This window comes from Methanobrevibacter sp. TLL-48-HuF1, from assembly GCF_023617305.1.
Classification (GTDB): Archaea; Methanobacteriota; Methanobacteria; order Methanobacteriales; family Methanobacteriaceae; genus Methanocatella; species Methanocatella intestini.
In genome coordinates this window covers 1,512,268-1,528,014 of sequence record NZ_CP081485.1, presented here as the reverse complement: position 1 = coordinate 1,528,014, position 15,747 = coordinate 1,512,268, and the positions used below count along the sequence as shown (strand labels likewise).

15 protein-coding genes are annotated in these 15,747 nt (G+C 30.9%); 8 read left to right on the top strand and 7 right to left on the bottom strand.

Translation table 11 applies throughout. From position 1 onward, the window contains the following. The first annotated feature begins 35 nt into the window (after nucleotides 1-35). Both K4897_RS07175 and pyrI read left to right on the top strand, forming a co-directional pair. A complete protein-coding gene (locus K4897_RS07175) occupies nucleotides 36-530 on the top strand; it encodes a flavodoxin (RefSeq protein ID WP_100815605.1) in 495 nt (164 codons plus the stop codon). 3 nt (nucleotides 531-533) lie between these two features. Next, nucleotides 534-1,013 carry an aspartate carbamoyltransferase regulatory subunit gene (pyrI, locus tag K4897_RS07170; protein ID WP_019267830.1) on the top strand — a complete coding sequence of 160 codons (480 nt, stop codon included), beginning with the start codon at nucleotides 534-536 and terminating at the stop codon, nucleotides 1,011-1,013. 28 nt (nucleotides 1,014-1,041) lie between these two features. Here pyrI and K4897_RS07165 read toward each other — a convergent pair whose 3' ends face one another. Continuing rightward, complete coding sequence (locus K4897_RS07165; RefSeq protein ID WP_250415844.1) at nucleotides 1,042-2,241, bottom strand: GMC family oxidoreductase N-terminal domain-containing protein; 1,200 nt, start codon at nucleotides 2,239-2,241, stop codon at nucleotides 1,042-1,044. Nucleotides 2,242-2,420: 179 nt separating this feature from the next. On the opposite strand from K4897_RS07165, the gene K4897_RS07160 reads away from it, so the two are divergent. Beyond that, a complete protein-coding gene (locus K4897_RS07160) occupies nucleotides 2,421-3,791 on the top strand; it encodes a TldD/PmbA family protein (protein WP_019262742.1) in 1,371 nt (456 codons plus the stop codon). Between the two features lie 18 nt (nucleotides 3,792-3,809). Then, on the top strand, nucleotides 3,810-4,367 hold the full coding sequence (locus K4897_RS07155) for a TIGR00296 family protein (RefSeq protein ID WP_094516286.1): 558 nt from the start codon (nucleotides 3,810-3,812) through the stop codon (nucleotides 4,365-4,367). Nucleotides 4,368-4,431: 64 nt separating this feature from the next. Here K4897_RS07155 and K4897_RS07150 read toward each other — a convergent pair whose 3' ends face one another. Beyond that, on the bottom strand, nucleotides 4,432-7,008 hold the full coding sequence (locus K4897_RS07150; protein ID WP_250415843.1) for a UvrD-helicase domain-containing protein: 2,577 nt from the start codon (nucleotides 7,006-7,008) through the stop codon (nucleotides 4,432-4,434). Between the two features lie 248 nt (nucleotides 7,009-7,256). Between K4897_RS07150 and K4897_RS07145 the strand changes: the two genes are divergently transcribed. Together K4897_RS07145 and K4897_RS07140 are read left to right on the top strand one after the other, a co-directional pair. Continuing rightward, nucleotides 7,257-8,267 carry an NOG1 family protein gene (locus tag K4897_RS07145; protein WP_094516288.1) on the top strand — a complete coding sequence of 337 codons (1,011 nt, stop codon included), beginning with the start codon at nucleotides 7,257-7,259 and terminating at the stop codon, nucleotides 8,265-8,267. Between the two features lie 68 nt (nucleotides 8,268-8,335). Then, nucleotides 8,336-8,926 carry an Hsp20/alpha crystallin family protein gene (locus K4897_RS07140; RefSeq protein ID WP_250415841.1) on the top strand — a complete coding sequence of 197 codons (591 nt, stop codon included), beginning with the start codon at nucleotides 8,336-8,338 and terminating at the stop codon, nucleotides 8,924-8,926. A 31-nt stretch (nucleotides 8,927-8,957) separates the two neighbouring features. Here K4897_RS07140 and K4897_RS07135 read toward each other — a convergent pair whose 3' ends face one another. Then, nucleotides 8,958-9,965, bottom strand: coding sequence for an SIS domain-containing protein (locus K4897_RS07135; RefSeq protein ID WP_250415840.1), 1,008 nt, complete (start codon nucleotides 9,963-9,965; stop codon nucleotides 8,958-8,960). Between the two features lie 114 nt (nucleotides 9,966-10,079). On the opposite strand from K4897_RS07135, the gene K4897_RS07130 reads away from it, so the two are divergent. Next, on the top strand, nucleotides 10,080-10,706 hold the full coding sequence (locus K4897_RS07130) for a DUF447 domain-containing protein (RefSeq protein WP_250415839.1): 627 nt from the start codon (nucleotides 10,080-10,082) through the stop codon (nucleotides 10,704-10,706). On the opposite strand, the gene ade is transcribed toward K4897_RS07130, so the two are convergent. The 4 genes from ade to K4897_RS07110 all read right to left on the bottom strand — a co-directional run bounded on the left by ade (nucleotide 10,703) and on the right by K4897_RS07110 (nucleotide 15,109). Next, nucleotides 10,703-12,418: an adenine deaminase gene (ade, locus tag K4897_RS07125; protein ID WP_250415837.1), complete on the bottom strand. Its 1,716-nt coding sequence runs from the start codon at nucleotides 12,416-12,418 to the stop codon at nucleotides 10,703-10,705. The genes K4897_RS07130 and ade overlap by 4 nt on opposite strands. Further along, nucleotides 12,419-13,642 (bottom strand): TIGR00300 family protein, encoded by a 1,224-nt coding sequence (locus tag K4897_RS07120; protein WP_011954141.1) that lies wholly within the window; start codon nucleotides 13,640-13,642, stop codon nucleotides 12,419-12,421. Between the two features lie 174 nt (nucleotides 13,643-13,816). Then, a complete protein-coding gene (speB, locus tag K4897_RS07115) occupies nucleotides 13,817-14,692 on the bottom strand; it encodes an agmatinase (RefSeq protein ID WP_250415835.1) in 876 nt (291 codons plus the stop codon). A gap of 27 nt (nucleotides 14,693-14,719) precedes the next feature. Continuing rightward, entirely contained in the window at nucleotides 14,720-15,109 is a 390-nt protein-coding gene (locus K4897_RS07110; RefSeq protein ID WP_004033052.1) for a translation initiation factor IF-5A, read from the bottom strand. Nucleotides 15,110-15,282: 173 nt separating this feature from the next. Between K4897_RS07110 and K4897_RS07105 the strand changes: the two genes are divergently transcribed. Continuing rightward, nucleotides 15,283-15,744, top strand: coding sequence for a pyruvoyl-dependent arginine decarboxylase (locus K4897_RS07105; protein WP_250415833.1), 462 nt, complete (start codon nucleotides 15,283-15,285; stop codon nucleotides 15,742-15,744). Nucleotides 15,745-15,747: the final 3 nt, after the last annotated feature.

The window sequence follows — 15,747 nt, the reverse complement described above, 5'->3', positions numbered from 1 at the left end:
AAACAAACAAATAAAATCAAAGAGAGGGAGATAATATGAAAACTTTGATAATTTATTATTCCCAACATGGAAGTACAGAAGTTGTAGCTAGAACACTTGCAAAAGAGTTAAGAACTGATATACTTGAAGTTACTGATTTGAAAAATAGAAGTGGATTTAAAAATAAACTAACTTCCTGTATTGACTCAATTAAAGAAACAAAAACTGAAATAGCTCCTTCTGAAGTGGATTTAACAGAATATAATTCAATCTACATCGGAACTCCAACTTGGGCAGGAAAACCAACACCTGCAATTATAACATTAATTGACAGATGCAATTTAAGAGGAAAAGACCTATACCTCTTTGCAACAATGACTGGCAGAGGGGGACAGGCTACAGTAGACAGAATGGCTGAAAAAGTAAAAGCTCGTGGAGCCAGAGTTATTGAGACATTTACATTAAACACAAAGGATAAAGATATTGAAACTTTAATCAATGATACTGAAGTAATTATTGACATATTAGACTTAAAAATGTACAGTGGGTAAATTATGAGCGTTGATAAAAAATCTGAATTAAAAATCAGAGCTATTGAAAATGGTACAGTAATTGACCATATTACTGCAAATAAGTCATTGCATATCCTTAAAATACTAGGGCTTCCAGACAGTGAAACTAAAAATGTTACAGTAGCTATGAATGTTTCTTCAAAAGAAATTGGTCGAAAAGACATAGTGAAAATTGAAAACAGAGAATTGAACCATGAAGAACTTGACCAAATTGCATTAATTGCACCTAAAGCCAGTGTTAACATTATCAGAGACTACAAACCAGTAAAAAAAGATAAAATTATACTGCCTGATACAGTTACAGGAATTATCAAATGTACCAACTCCAAATGCATAACCAATTATGCAAATGAACCGATAACTCCTAAATTTAATGTTATAAACAACCATCCGCCAGTTGTCAGATGCCATTACTGTGAAAAATTAATTAAAACAGAAGATATCGAAAAACAATTCGAATAGTCTTCCACTTATTTTTTTATAAAAAAAATCAGCCAATTAAATAATCTGCCAATCTTTTAGATAATGCCAGAATAGTTAAAATCGGAGGTTTTCCTGGAGAAATTGGTAACACACTTGCATCATCAACAAACAAACCTTTAATTTCAGTTTCCAGATTGCTGTCTACAAATTTTCCAATAGCTGCACTGCCGCCAGGATGTGCTCCCCTGTAAACTGTAGAAGCTATTGTAGCTGGATTAACACCTGCTTTTTCCAGAATAAAACCTGCAGCAGCTGCACCTTCAGCCAAATACCTAATATCATTAATAGTGTTTATTTTAACAACATCCCCGCCATCAGTTATGTATCCTTTGCATTCATCAGATGTTTTAACCATGATACTCAATATATCTTTAGGTTCAACATCCCCCCCTATTTTAGACGGAATGAATGATGAGTAATGAGGTGACAGAACAAAGTTTTTGCCAGCAACAAGACCTGCCATCTGAACTTCAGTGTTGAAGTTAATGTCTTTTATAACTCCTCCTACTGAAACAAAGGGATCAAAGAACAGTTCTCTTCCGGCATCAATCCCTATTTTCCTTAAAATTAAAGCAGAACCAATAGCTCCGGCAGACAATACCACTGTATCAGAGTGCAATATTTCCTCTTTTCCATTTTTAATAAATTTGACTCCTTTTATCCGATTATCTTCAGTTATCAAGCCAGTGATTTCAGCTTCATCAATGAATTCTGCACCATTTTCAATAGCTATGTCAACAAAGTGTTTTCCTGTCCATTTTGCATCAACAAGACATCCAAATGCACACTGACCGCACTGAATACATTTTTCTTCATAAATCGCTTTCGGCATTTTAATCGGATTTAAACCCAGCTCTTCAGCTGCATCCAAAAATAATTGTGTTCCTTTGCCTATATGAGTGTCATCCAAACCATGAACCTTAATCAGATTTTCAACATAATCATATTCTTCTGAAAGATCAATTCCATAATCATATAACTCCTCATCTAATGCCCTAACCATATTAGCCATTGAAACCATTGTTGAACCTCCAACACATGTAGCTGTAAGCAAATCAACACTGTCATTGTATTTATCATAATAATTAAAAGCATCTTTAGAGTCAATATATTTTCCTTTTTCGATTATGGTTACTGGCACATTAGATTTAGCTAATTCCATTGCTAATATTGCTCCTCCTGCTCCAGAACCTACAATTATTACCATTTAATCACCTTATAACTTTTAAAAAAAAATCTATAACATGAGTTATATTTTTTATTGTATTTAAACACAAAGGATATATTTGGAAAAAGAAATAAAAAAAGAATTCCCTTTATTACAACACATATATTAAACTTAAACTCTAAAAATAGATAATAATATATTATCATGGATATGAAACAATGAATGAAAATCTTGATTTATTTGAAAAAGTCATTAACAAAACCATTCCCAAAGTAGATTATGTGGATATCAGAGGTGGAAACGGAAATAACACCTCCATAATCATGAAAGACGGAGAAGTACAGGAAATCAACACAGGAAACTCATTAGGCATAAGAATAAGAGTTTTAAATAATGGTGCATGGGGATTTGCTTATACAAATGATTTATCAAAATTAGATGAAATAGCACAAACCTCTATAAAGATATCAAACTCCCTTAAAGGAGATGAATCATTGTCTAAAGCAGATATAATTCAGGATAAAGTATCTACTGATGTTAAAATACCCTTCAGTGATGTTTCAATAGAAGAAAAAAAAGAAATAATGTCTGAAGCCAGCAAAGCTGCCAGTTTAAAAGAAGTAACCAGCACTACTGTTTCCTATTCCGATTCACAAAGCCAGGAAGTTATCTTAAGCAGTGAAGGTACAAACATTGAAATGAACACAAATAGGGTTGCAATGTTTTTAAATGCTGCTGCAAGTGACGGAACCATGATGCAAATCGGACACAACAGTATTGGTGGAGTAAAAGGCTTTGAAGCTATAAGTGACGAAGACATTGAAGCTTTTGGAAGAAAAATAGGTGAAAAGGCTGTAAGATTATTGAAAGCTGAAAGCGCACCTTCAGGAAGATTCCCAATTATTGCTGACCCTAATTTAACCGGAGTATTTGTTCACGAAGCATTAGGTCATGCAGTAGAAGGGGATCTGATTTTGCAAAATGATTCAATTCTTAAAGATAAATTAGGAAGCAAAATAGGTTCAGACATAGTCAATATCTACGATGATGCAAGCTTAAAAGACGGATTCGGATATTATCCTTATGATGTAGAAGGAGTTAAAACCAAACCTAATCAGCTAGTAAAAGACGGTAAATTAATATCTCTTTTAAATTCAAGAGAAACCGCATCAAAATTAAATATGGAATCTTCCGGAAATGCAAGATCAATAATAGCTGACAAACCAATTGTAAGAATGAGTAACACTTACTTAAAACCTGGAGAGATGTCTTTTGAAGAGCTGATAGAAGATATTCCTGACGGAATTTATCTTAAAGGCTCAAGAGGCGGACAAGTTGATACCGGAAAAGGAATATTCCAGTTCAATGCTGCAGAAGGATTTAAAATAGAAAACGGAGAAATAACCACTCCGTTAAGAGACGTTTCATTATCAGGAAATATATTAGAAACCCTAAAAAATGTTGACGCTATCGGCAATGACTTTGAACTAAGTGTTGGATTCTGTGGAAAAGACGGTCAGACTGCACCGGTAGGTGACGGCGGACCACATACAAGAATTTTAAATGCTTTAGTTGGCGGAAGTAGCTAATAAAGAGGTGTAATAAAAATGATAAGCCAAGAACATGGAGAATATTTGTTAAATATAGCTAAAAAAGCGGTAAAAACTTATCTTGAAACCGGCGAACAAATTCTTGTTCCTGAAGACTGTCCTGAAGAACTTAAAGAAAAATTAGGTGTTTTTGTAACTTTAAACAAAAATAATCAGTTAAGAGGATGTATCGGATATCCTGAACCTATTGAAAGTGCAATTCAGGCAACAATCAGTGTAGCAATTGCAGCAGCATCTGAGGACCCGAGATTTCCTCAGGTAATTCCTGAAGAATACGGTAATCTGGAATTTGAGGTTACAGTTTTAACAAAACCCCAATTAATGGAAATTGCACATCCAAGTGAATATCTAAACAATATCAAAATCGGCAAAGACGGATTAATGATTAAAAAAGGATATTCAAAAGGATTGCTGCTTCCTCAAGTAGCAACTGAAAATAACTTTGATGTAGAAACTTTTTTAGAACATACATGTATGAAAGCAGGAATTAGTGCAGACAGCTATTTAGATGAAAGCTGTGATGTATACACATTTCAGGGACAAATATTTAAATAATAAAGTAACATTACTTATAGTGGTGACAAATGGGATTTTCACTAAATTTTCTGAAAATATCCCATCAATCATCATTAAATAATAATTCCTTTTTCTTTCTATCAAATTCATATTTAGTTAATAATCCTTTTTCATATAAATCAGCATATTTAAATAATAATTCATCATTTGATAAGTTAGTTGTTTTAATATAATCCGATGATTCGTTTACTGGAGATTTATCTAATTTTTTACTAGCTTCTGCAATTTTTTTATTAAACCAAGCAGGACTTGATTTAGTTTTACGGGCATCACTATTAAAATATTCCTTTGCAACTTCTATTACTTTTTCATATTGTTGTGTATCATAATATAATGAACATAATCTTTTATATGCAGTTAAATTTTTTGTAAACTCTTTTCTATCCCATAACTGCTCGAAAAAATATAATGCTTTTTTACTAGATCTGGCAGATTTATATTTAAGGCTTAACTCATGATATTCAGATTTTATATTATGTGCCTCCTGAGAAATAATTTTTACCTTTCTTCCACCACTTTGAATTCTTGCTGCAATTGGAACAGGTTCATTTTGTTTGTCTTTATTTTTACGGCCATGTTCATTAAAATAATCCAAACATACGTCAAAATTAGAAAAACTATGACCAGAGTACTTACATGCTTTTTTATATTTTGATTCAAACCACAATACCTGTGATTCATTACAAAATCGTCCACTTTTAAAAAATTCTTCAACTGTGTTTATAACATTCAAATTATCTCTTTTCTTATAATATACTTCAACTAATTTTCTATACGGATAATAATCATTTAAAAAATACATATTAGTTATTAATTTTTTATAAAAATCTTCTGCTTCATCATACTTTCTTGATTTAAGGAGCTTATTTCCAAAATCCTTCTGATTAGCTTTAATTTCAATACCTTTAGAATTATCAAAATCGCTTAAATCAATTAAATTAGCTTTAACATCTTCCTCCTCTACACTATCAAATTCCTTAAATCGGTTAAAATCATCACTATAAATTAATTCTAAATTATTTTCATCTATTAATTCATCAATATATTCAGACTGATTATAATCTTCTGTAAATATATAAACTCCTTTTTTAGCACGAGTAATAGCAACATAAAACAATCTACGTTCTTCTTCCAATTTTTTATCATAATCCCAATCCTGTATTAAATTCACGAAATATGGTGGATAAAATTTATTAGGAAATCCCCAATCCCTATTAAAAACATTGATTAAAACTACATAATCTGCTTCAAGACCTTTTGCTTTATGAATTGTACGATATTCCACATTCTTTATACTTTCATAATCATTTGTTATTTGTTTATAACTACCTTTTGATTTTTTAACTAAGTCAGTATCAAATATAAACTTATCAATATCCCCATTATACCTGCCTAAAATGAATACCTTTTCATTATCTTTTGATAAATTATAAATGAGATTATAAATTGAATCTGAATCACTATCAAAAATTATTTTTACAGGTTTTTCAATAGATTTATCTGATTTTAATGATTTTTTAAATTGTGACTCATTTTTCATTATAAAATTACCTGCAATGTCAATTAATTCCTGAGGATTTCTGTAAGTTTTTTCAATGAAAACCCTATTTGCATTTGGGAAATAATCACAAAAATCATTAAACAGAGTAATATCACTATCTCTGAAACCATAAATAGATTGCCAATCATCCCCAACAACAACCAAATGAGCATTACAAGCTTGTTTGAGAGTTTTTATAAACTGAAAATTTTTATAAGAGATATCCTGATATTCATCAACAAAAATATATTTAAAATTATTGAATATTCCTTCCTTTTCAATCAATTCAATTGCTTTGTTAATCATGTCATTAAAGTCAATTAAATGATTTCTAAAAAGGTAACCCTCATAAAACCTAAAGACTGATTTAACTATCTGAATAAAAGCCATGTTATTTAAATAATTTTTATTTGTATAATATCCGCCATTATTAGTTTCAAAGTCATGTTTACATTTAGATTTAATCTTTTTAAAATCAGAAGCAACATATCCTTTACCTTTAAATAAATCAATGAAACTTTTAATTCTTGAAGAAATATTCGATTTTGAAATTAAATGATTAAATTTTTCAATTTCCCGATCCAACTCTATTAATTTAATCATATCGTGAGAGTTAAGATTATTTTCACAGTAAGTTGTTATATCATCTATTTGTTTATCTGATGCTGTTTTTAAATACTTCTCAAAAATCTTTTTAAAACCTCTACCATCATATACTTCTTTATCCCTGTACTCATTGATTAACGACAGCCCAAAAGAATGAATTGTACTTGTAGGAACATCATAATTTAATTTTTCAATTAATTCTTCTACACAAGATTTTGAAAATGATAAAAATAAAATATCATCAGGAGAAATATTTTTCTTTTCAATCAAATATTCTGCTTTAGCAAGTAATGTATGAGTTTTACCAGTTCCTGCACCTGCAATAATTTCCAAATCACAATCATTCAAAATACAGGCAATTCTTTGTTGTTCGTCTAATGATTTGCCCTCAAAATTATCAAAAAAAGAAGCATTATCTTTAAGTTCATTTTTTAATTCAATTGGCAAATTTTCAATTTGATAATATTCTTTCAATGATTATCCCCCTTAATTAAAATAAATTAAATGTAAAAGATTCTCTTAAAAGTCCAAAAAACATTAACGGTTGTAAACAGCATTAACAAATTATTTTATGTATGTTTAAACTAATATCTTATAAATAATATTGAAACAACTTTTAATTAAACATTAGCCACAAGTTTAATTAAGCATCCTAGCTAAAGAATATTATATAACTATTGAAAGAGAAGCAGTATAAGCAACTGATATTTAAAGTGATAACAATGATGATACCTACAATACCTACTCCTGATGAATTACTTGACAAAGGATTTAGCAGAGGGAAAAAACAGGCAGATTTAATGAGAACACAGAAAATACCTAAACATCTGAAAGGAAAAAGAATTGAAGAAAGAAGAGTTATAACTTCTTGTCAGGTAATCAAAGACAAATTAAAATCCATTTTAGATAGTGTTCCAGATATAGAAGACCTTCCCCCATTCTATCAGGATTACATTGACATTACTGTTGGTGTAGATGATATGAAACAGGCTCTTGGAGGGCTTAACTGGGCTTATGGTATTTTAACACAACTTGAAAAAGAATATGGGAGCAAAATCAGAAAAAATCCATCAGAAAAAGCAACTACCCTTCAAAAACAAGCATATGGTAGAATTGCATCTGTTGTAAACAAAATCAAAAAGGATTTGGATTTCCTTGATTTTGCAAAAGCTAACTTAAGAAATATGCCTACAATTGACTTCAATGCAACAACAATTGTAATAGCAGGATTTCCAAATGTTGGAAAATCCACACTTCTTAACCAGATATCTGGAGCAGACCCCCAAATAGCCAACTATCCTTTTACAACTAAAGGTATTCAAATAGGACATGTGGAAAGACATTGGAAAAGTATTCAAATTATTGACACTCCAGGACTTTTAGACAGACCGGTTTTAGAAATGAATGATATTGAATTAAATGCAATAGTGGCTTTGGAACATTTGGCGGATGCTATTTTATTTATTTTCGATGCATCTGAAACCTGCGGATTTGGTCTGGAAAGTCAGTACAATTTATTAAAACAGATTGAAAAAATATTTGACAACATTCCTGTAATCTACCTATTTAATAAAATGGATCTTATTGAAGACACCAGCTATGTGGAACAGTATGTTGATGAATTAGATAACTCTATTTTCATATCAGCTATTGAGGGAGAAGGTATTGATAAAATAAATAAAGTTTTAGACTCTGTTAAAAAAATAGAAAGAAATGAAGAAGAGGAATATTAAAGATACCTTTATATATTAAAAGTCCATAATAACAATTAAATTTAATTAAACATAATGGAGTCACAAATATGGTAGAGAAAGATATAATCGAAACCAAAATTAGCGAAGGCAAAGAAAAAGCTGAAGAAAAAATTGACGAACACAAAGAAAAGGCTGAAGAAAAAATCAATTACCGCAAGGAAAAATTAAACGAAAAAAGGGAACAGACAAAAAATATGGCTGGAAAAATGACAGAAGATTTATCCAAAGGCTTTGATGATCTTCAAGAAGGTATTAAATCAATTCAAAAAATAATTGATCAGAAAATTGATGATTATAAAAAAGCAACCATCCACAGCTTAGACGTTGATTTAATAGAAACTGAAGAAAAATACTACTTGAAAGTAGATGTTCCAGGTATTGAAAAAGAAGAAATTGATATTGAAGCTGGAGACAAAGACATCTCAATTGTAGCTACTTTCAAACCGTATACTGAAGAAATTGAAGAAGAAGATAAAACTGTTTTAATTTCAGATATAAAACAAGGAAAATGCAGCAAAAGCATCAGATTCAGCAACAATATTGAAATTGATAAAATCAGTGCAAAATTCAATAACGGAACAGTTTTAATAACTATTCCTAAATTAAAAACACCAAAAAATAAAATTAATGTAGAATAAATTTTCTACATATTTCTTTTTTTAAAAAAAATTAATATCTGACTTTTCCGATATGTCTTGTAGCACCAGGGTCTTCACCATTAAAATGTGCCAAATAATAAACAAACCATTCTAAAGGAACTACAAATATTAATGGAGATAATAACGGATTGATATCTGCATAATCTTCCAAATTATAAACAATAGACTTCAATTCTAAATTTTTAGAAAATTCAATAGCTTTGTCAGTTATTTCATCTGATTCAAAACCTGAACGCAGGAAAATAATTGGAACATCTTTTTCTGCACGTTCTATTAAACCATGCCTAAATTCCGCAGAGTAAACAGGACAGGCATGTTTAATTGCTCCTTCCATAAGCATAGTCATAGCTAATTTAAATGAAAGGCCGAAGTTAGGTCCGCTGCCTAAACAGTAAAAGATATCTTCATCTTTAAACTCTTCAGCTAATTTTTTATTATCTTCTTCAGTTGTTTTTAATAATTCTTCAATAATATCCGGAATATGTTTCAAATCACCTAACAGTTCATCTGCCTTATCATAATCAGACCCTTTAAATAAAATCTGATAAAGACAAGCCAATTGAGTTACATATGTTTTAGTTCCAAGAATTGCTGTTTCCCTTTCACATTGTGTTATAATTGGAGTTTTAGCTTCTTTTATCATTGAACTATCAGGTTCATTAGAAATTGAAACAGTCTGAATTCCATATTCATTAGCTCTTTTAAGAGATGCCAAAGTATCTGCAGTTTCACCGGATTGTGATGTGAAAATAGCTACTGAATTTTCCCCGTTGATTAATTTTTTATTGTAATAAAACTCATAGCCGGTAAATACTTCTACACTCATGTCACAGGACATTCTTAATGCATCCCTAACACTATAACATGTAGAAATAGAACTACCACAACCAATTAAATAAATTTTATCTGCTTTTGATACAGCTTCTGAAACACTGTCCATTTTAGACATTTCACTTGCAAATGTCTTTCTAAGTGAATCAGGTTGCTCCATCATTTCATCATACATTTTATAGTTCATTGCTTAAACTCCTTAAAATTAATATATAATACTTATAATATTGTTTATTAACATATAAAAATGTTTTTTAAAAATCGATACTTTAATTAAGTAAATATTATTAAACTTATAAATATGGAAATAAATTTATCTTCAGTTGGAATGGAAAAAGGAAGACAATACGAAACAATAATAACTACAATAAGCCTTGAGGGCAAAAGAAATGCTGCTCCAATTGGAGTTATCTGTACCGGCAAAGATAGTGTAATCTGTCGCATATTCAAAGGAAGCACTACTTTAGAAAACATTATTTCTCAAAAGGAATTTACTGTAAATATTACTGAAAATCCACAACTTTTCACTCTTTCAACAATTGATAACCTTCCAGAAAATTATTTTGATGAAAACAATTCCATTAAAAATATTGAAAGCTATTTTAAATGTGAAGTTACTGACTTAATAGAAGCTGTTAAAAGAAGCGATCCGATTAAAAGTAACTCAAAAGCTATTGTTATAAAAGCCAAAGTTACATCACATGTAATCAATAAAAATATAAAAGCTATTAACCGTGCCATGGGGCTGCTTATAGAAACTTTAGTTAATTTTACAAGAATAGACATGGTTGATGATGAACAAAAAGAATATTATCTTGGAAGATTTAGGGAAGCAAAAAGAGTAATCAATAAAGTTGGATCAAAAGAAGAACAAAAAGCAATCCATGAAATAAAAAAAGAATTAATAAAAAAAGGGTATTCCCCCTAATTTTTAATTACATCAATAAAATCAAAGTTTATACAGTCAAATAAACCTTTATCAGATATTTTGATAGCTGGAATTACTAAAAGAGCCATAAATGACATAGTCATAAACGGAGAATCCAGTTTGCACCCGAAATCAGCAGCTGTTTTTTGCAAATTCTCTAATTTTTCAGCTACTTCATAGCTGTCTTCATTGGTCATCAATCCTGCAATAGGCAATGCCAAAGAATCTTCAAAATCACCGTCAACAATAGCAAAACCGCCTTCATTATCTATCAAACAGTTAACTGCTTTTGCCATATCCTCACTATTTGTTCCTACAACTACAATATTATGGGAATCATGAGCTACAGAAGAGGCAATTGCTCCTTTTTTAAGATTAAATCCAGTTATAAATCCGTTGGCTATTGAATTTCCGCCATAACGCTCAACAACAGCTATTTTTAAAACATCCTCTTCCAAATCAGGCTGTACAAATCCATTTTTAGTTTCCAATGTTGCATTTTCAGCCTCAGTTATTAATTCCCCGTTGAAACATCTGATTACATTAACATCTGCTGAAGGTTCATCACATGAGATTTCAAAATCCTCAGACTCTTTTTTGGAAACATCAAAAGTATTTTTGAATTCTGTTTCATTCACATCAAATAAAACATCTTTACCATCAAAAACACATTTACCTGCAACATATGTCTTTAAAATATTTAAATCATTCAGATTGTCTACAACAACATAATCTGCCTGCATTCCTTTTACAATAGCTCCTGTGTTTAAATTATAATGTGTTGACGGATTAACTGTAACCATCTCAATAGCACTTATCGGACTGACTTCCAAATCAATGGCTTTTTTAATGGATTCATTTAAATGACCTTTAATTAAGTCAGTGGTGTGCTTATCATCACTTACGATAAAATCAAAAATAGGCAGATGTATTCTTTTTTCCAGAACTTCATTGGGCATTTTTCCAAAACTTTCGTGATTTTTCCAGTATTCTAATCTGTCGCTAAAATCAAAAAGAGCTTCCATATTTTTAGCAGAAGACCCTTCACGAACCATTATTTTCATACCTTTTTCTTTTTTCTCAATAGCTTCTGCAAAATTGCTGCATTCATGGTCAGTAGAGATATGTTCACCAACATATTTATCCAAATCTTTTCCAGAAAGCAGAGGCGCATGACCGTCTATAGGTTTTCCAAGTTCTTTTGCCTTTTCCAGTTTGGCCAAAACTTCCTCATCTCCATTTATCACACCTGGAAAATTCATCATTTCACCAAGTGCAACAGCCTCATCTTTTTTAAGAAGTTCTCCTATAGTTTCGCTGTCCAGAATAGCTCCTGATGTTTCAAAACAGGTTGCAGGAACACAGGAAGGAATTGAAAAATAAAAATTAAAAGGAACAGATTTTGAATTTTCAATCATGAAATCTATCCCGTCAGTACCTGCAACATTAGCTATTTCATGAGGATCACAAACAACTGAAGTAGTACCGAACCTTACAGCCAGTTTTGCAAACTGTGCAGGAGTAAGCATTGTACTTTCAATATGGATATGGGAATCAATAAATCCCGGAAGAATAATCCCCTGAATATCCAATTCACTGTCATCGTTAATGACAATAGGAAGTATTTCTTTAAAAAATCCGTCTTCAACTGAAATACGTGCTGGATAAATTGAATCAGTTATAACATCTAACATATATGCACTGAATTGCATCTAATCACTTTCATGTAGGGATTCATATAAAAGAGGTAAAAATGTACCTATATCTGTTACAATACTAACTACCTGAGCACTTCCCCTGTCAGATAATTTGGTAACAGTAGCCGGATTAATATCTACACAGATACTTTTAACTTTTGAAGGAAGTAAATTACCCATAGCTATTGAATGCAACATGGTAGCTATCATAATTACCATATCCACTTCCTGAGCCTGTTTACGCATTAATTTTTGTGACTCGGCAGTGTCAGTTATTACATCAGGCAGAGGACCGTCATCACGAATAGAACCTGCCAAAACATACGGAATATCCTTTTTAATACATTCATACATGATTCCGCCAGTTAATGTGCCATCTTCAACAGCCTGTTTAATTGATCCTGAACGGTTAATTTTATTAATAGCCCTCATATGATGAGTATGCCCATGAGCTATAATTTCTCCTGTTTCCACTTCAATACCCAGGGAAGTTCCAAAAATATTGCTTTCAATATCGTGAGTAGCCAGTGCATTACCTGCAAGAAGAGAATCAATATATCCTTCCCTAATTAAAGCCGCCAGATATTTACCTGATCCTGTATGTACAATAGCCGGACCCCCAACAATAGCTATTTTACCGCCTTTACTTTTGATTTCTTTAATTTCCTTTGCAATTCCCCTGATTAAATTCATCAATGGTTTTTCAGAAGAAACATCACTGTTCATAAATTCAAAAGTTCCGCTTTTTTCTCTGGACCTTTGAGGTGGTGTAACTTTTATTCCATCACGACCAACAACAATCATGTCTCCTGCCTTAATCTCTGCTATCGGTTTAACTGATGCACGAGAATTCTTTTCATCAACACAGATTAAACAATCCATCTCAATGTTTTCAACAACTATCCAATTACCTTTATAGAGAATATGAGTTGTATGATTTGAAGTAGAATAAAAACCTTCCGGAGCAACTTTATCTTTTGAAGATGCAACTAATTCAACCTCTTTTAATTCAGATATTGATGCACCTAATACTGACAATTCATCTAAAATAGAATTTAAAAGGTCGATAGACTCTGCATAAACAGCCATCTTAACCTTACTAGTATCAGTTTTTCTTTTACCTACATCAAATTCTAAGAAATCAAAATCTCCACCTTTATCCATGATAATATCCAGAGCTTTTGGTAAAGTTAATGAATCAATAACATGACCAGAAAGTTCAATTGTTCTACTATTCATAATTTTTGCTCCTAATTAATTAATTATTAATATTTTAATTTTACTTTAAGCTAATATTTAAATAATTCCATATTAATTTTTTATAAAAAAAGCAGATAATCAACTAAAAATTCTAAAAAAGGATGATGAATAAAATAATAAAAGTCAAATCAGATTAAAAATAAAAACAAGTTATCACAATAATGATAAAAAATCATAAATTATTTTTGAAGCCAGAACTGCAGTAATATCCCCTAATCTGTCACCAGCTGTTTCAACAACATCCATACCAACAACATTTTTTAAAGATAAAGTTTTGAGTATTGCTTCTATATGATCATATAATATTCCACCGGGAGTTGGATTGCCAACAGTTGGAGCAACAGACGGGTCAAAAACATCCATATCGATAGAGAGATAAATTGGAGTGTCCACAGCACTTAAATAATATTCTATATTATCAAGATGACTGAATACTTCATTACTTTTAAATGTCATAATGTTAGAGTGATTTTCAACAAAATTCTCCTCTTCCTTTGAAGCTGACCTGATACCTATCTGAATCAATTCCTTAATGCTCATTTCATGAACCCTTTTCATAACACTGGCATGAGAATATTCCTCTCCAATAAAAGTATCTGCCAGATCCCTATGAGCATCTAAATGGACAACAGTCAAATCATCATATTTTTCAGTTAATGAATTAAGAACACCAATAGTTAAACTATGTTCTCCCCCAATAGTCAATGGTTTGATTTTTAAATCAGACAGTTCGTTAACAGTATCTTCAATTATGTCACATGTTTTTTTACAGTTTCCAAAAACAACATTTACGTCTCCGAAATCGTAAAAAATATTGTCCAATTGTGTATTAAAAATAGTATTATATTTTTCAAACCCATAGGAAGCTTCTCTAACTACTATAGGTCCAAAACGTGAACCCGGATGATAAGATGTCGTACTGTCAAACGGAACACCAATTATTCCCCAAGCACCTTCTTCAAGGTTGTTAAAATCAATTTCTTCCTGGGAAAAAGCAAATTTCCATGGCTCATATGTGTTTAAAAGCATAATAAATCAAAAAAGAACTAAATAAAATTATTTAGTTCTCATAATTTTCATATTTCCTAAAGCTACGATGTAATCTACTTCAATACCTTCAGTAATTTGATCTTTTAATTCTTCAGGCATAGGTAAATCTAAAGTGTCGTAATTTTCCATATCCATTAATTGAACATTGTTACCTTGGATAGATAATACCTGACCAACCCTTTTATCGATAATTGGAATATCTACTTTAGTATCTACAGGTTTTACAATACTTCTTTTTTGGTTATCGAAAATACCTACAGCTTCTAATCTAGCTTTAGCAGCACCATGTTTACCAGGGGATGAAGTAGTTAAACTTGTGATTTTAGATGCTTCCCCACCTAATACGATATATTTACCAACTTTTAATGTTTTAATCTCTACAACTTTTGTTGACATTAATTTTCCTCCATAAATTAAAAAATAGATTTAAATAAGTAATCTATAATAAGAATTATTTTAGATTAATAATAATTCTATCCAACATTTTATATAAATTATTCGTTTTAACAACCGGGACTTCAATAATAAATATTAAATAGAAATTACAAATTTAAAACAAAGTGATGAAAATGAAAATAGCTATTGTATCAGGAAAAGATGAGGGTCCGACAAGGTTAAATGCATTTGACAATGCATTAACTGATGCCGGAATAGGAGATGTCAATTTAATTAAAGTATCAAGTATGCTTGGAAAAAATACCAGAGTTAAAAAATTGCCAAAACTCAAAGCCGGAGCTATGGTTAATTGTGTGCTTTCTTCAGTTACCTCAAGTAAACCTGGAGATACAATAACTGCAGTTGTTGCAGTAGCTATTGGGGAAAAATTAGGCTGTGTAGTTGAAACAACTGGAACAAACAAAGACAAAGATGATTTAATCGAAGAAGCTAACTTTATGGTAAATTACATGATGGAAAAACGTGGAGTGGAAATTAAAGAGATTATAATTGAGTCAGCCAGCACAACTGTTGAAAATATAGCTTCAGTTGTAGCTTCAGTTGTTTATTTAAATGATGAAATAATTGAGGGATAAAAT

Excerpts from the sequence above, each read along its gene's own strand:
- K4897_RS07175 (WP_100815605.1), top strand. The coding sequence starts at position 36 with ATGAAAACTTTGATAATTTATTATTCCCAACATGGAAGTACAGAAGTT.
- pyrI (WP_019267830.1), top strand. The coding sequence starts at position 534 with ATGAGCGTTGATAAAAAATCTGAATTAAAAATCAGAGCTATTGAAAAT.
- K4897_RS07165 (WP_250415844.1), bottom strand. The coding sequence starts at position 2,241 with ATGGTAATAATTGTAGGTTCTGGAGCAGGAGGAGCAATATTAGCAATG.
- K4897_RS07160 (WP_019262742.1), top strand. The coding sequence starts at position 2,421 with ATGAATGAAAATCTTGATTTATTTGAAAAAGTCATTAACAAAACCATT.
- K4897_RS07155 (WP_094516286.1), top strand. The coding sequence starts at position 3,810 with ATGATAAGCCAAGAACATGGAGAATATTTGTTAAATATAGCTAAAAAA.
- K4897_RS07145 (WP_094516288.1), top strand. The coding sequence starts at position 7,257 with ATGATGATACCTACAATACCTACTCCTGATGAATTACTTGACAAAGGA.
- K4897_RS07140 (WP_250415841.1), top strand. The coding sequence starts at position 8,336 with ATGGTAGAGAAAGATATAATCGAAACCAAAATTAGCGAAGGCAAAGAA.
- K4897_RS07135 (WP_250415840.1), bottom strand. The coding sequence starts at position 9,965 with ATGAACTATAAAATGTATGATGAAATGATGGAGCAACCTGATTCACTT.
- K4897_RS07130 (WP_250415839.1), top strand. The coding sequence starts at position 10,080 with ATGGAAATAAATTTATCTTCAGTTGGAATGGAAAAAGGAAGACAATAC.
- ade (WP_250415837.1), bottom strand. The coding sequence starts at position 12,418 with ATGCAATTCAGTGCATATATGTTAGATGTTATAACTGATTCAATTTAT.
- K4897_RS07120 (WP_011954141.1), bottom strand. The coding sequence starts at position 13,642 with ATGAATAGTAGAACAATTGAACTTTCTGGTCATGTTATTGATTCATTA.
- speB (WP_250415835.1), bottom strand. The coding sequence starts at position 14,692 with ATGCTTTTAAACACATATGAGCCATGGAAATTTGCTTTTTCCCAGGAA.
- K4897_RS07110 (WP_004033052.1), bottom strand. The coding sequence starts at position 15,109 with ATGTCAACAAAAGTTGTAGAGATTAAAACATTAAAAGTTGGTAAATAT.
- K4897_RS07105 (WP_250415833.1), top strand. The coding sequence starts at position 15,283 with ATGAAAATAGCTATTGTATCAGGAAAAGATGAGGGTCCGACAAGGTTA.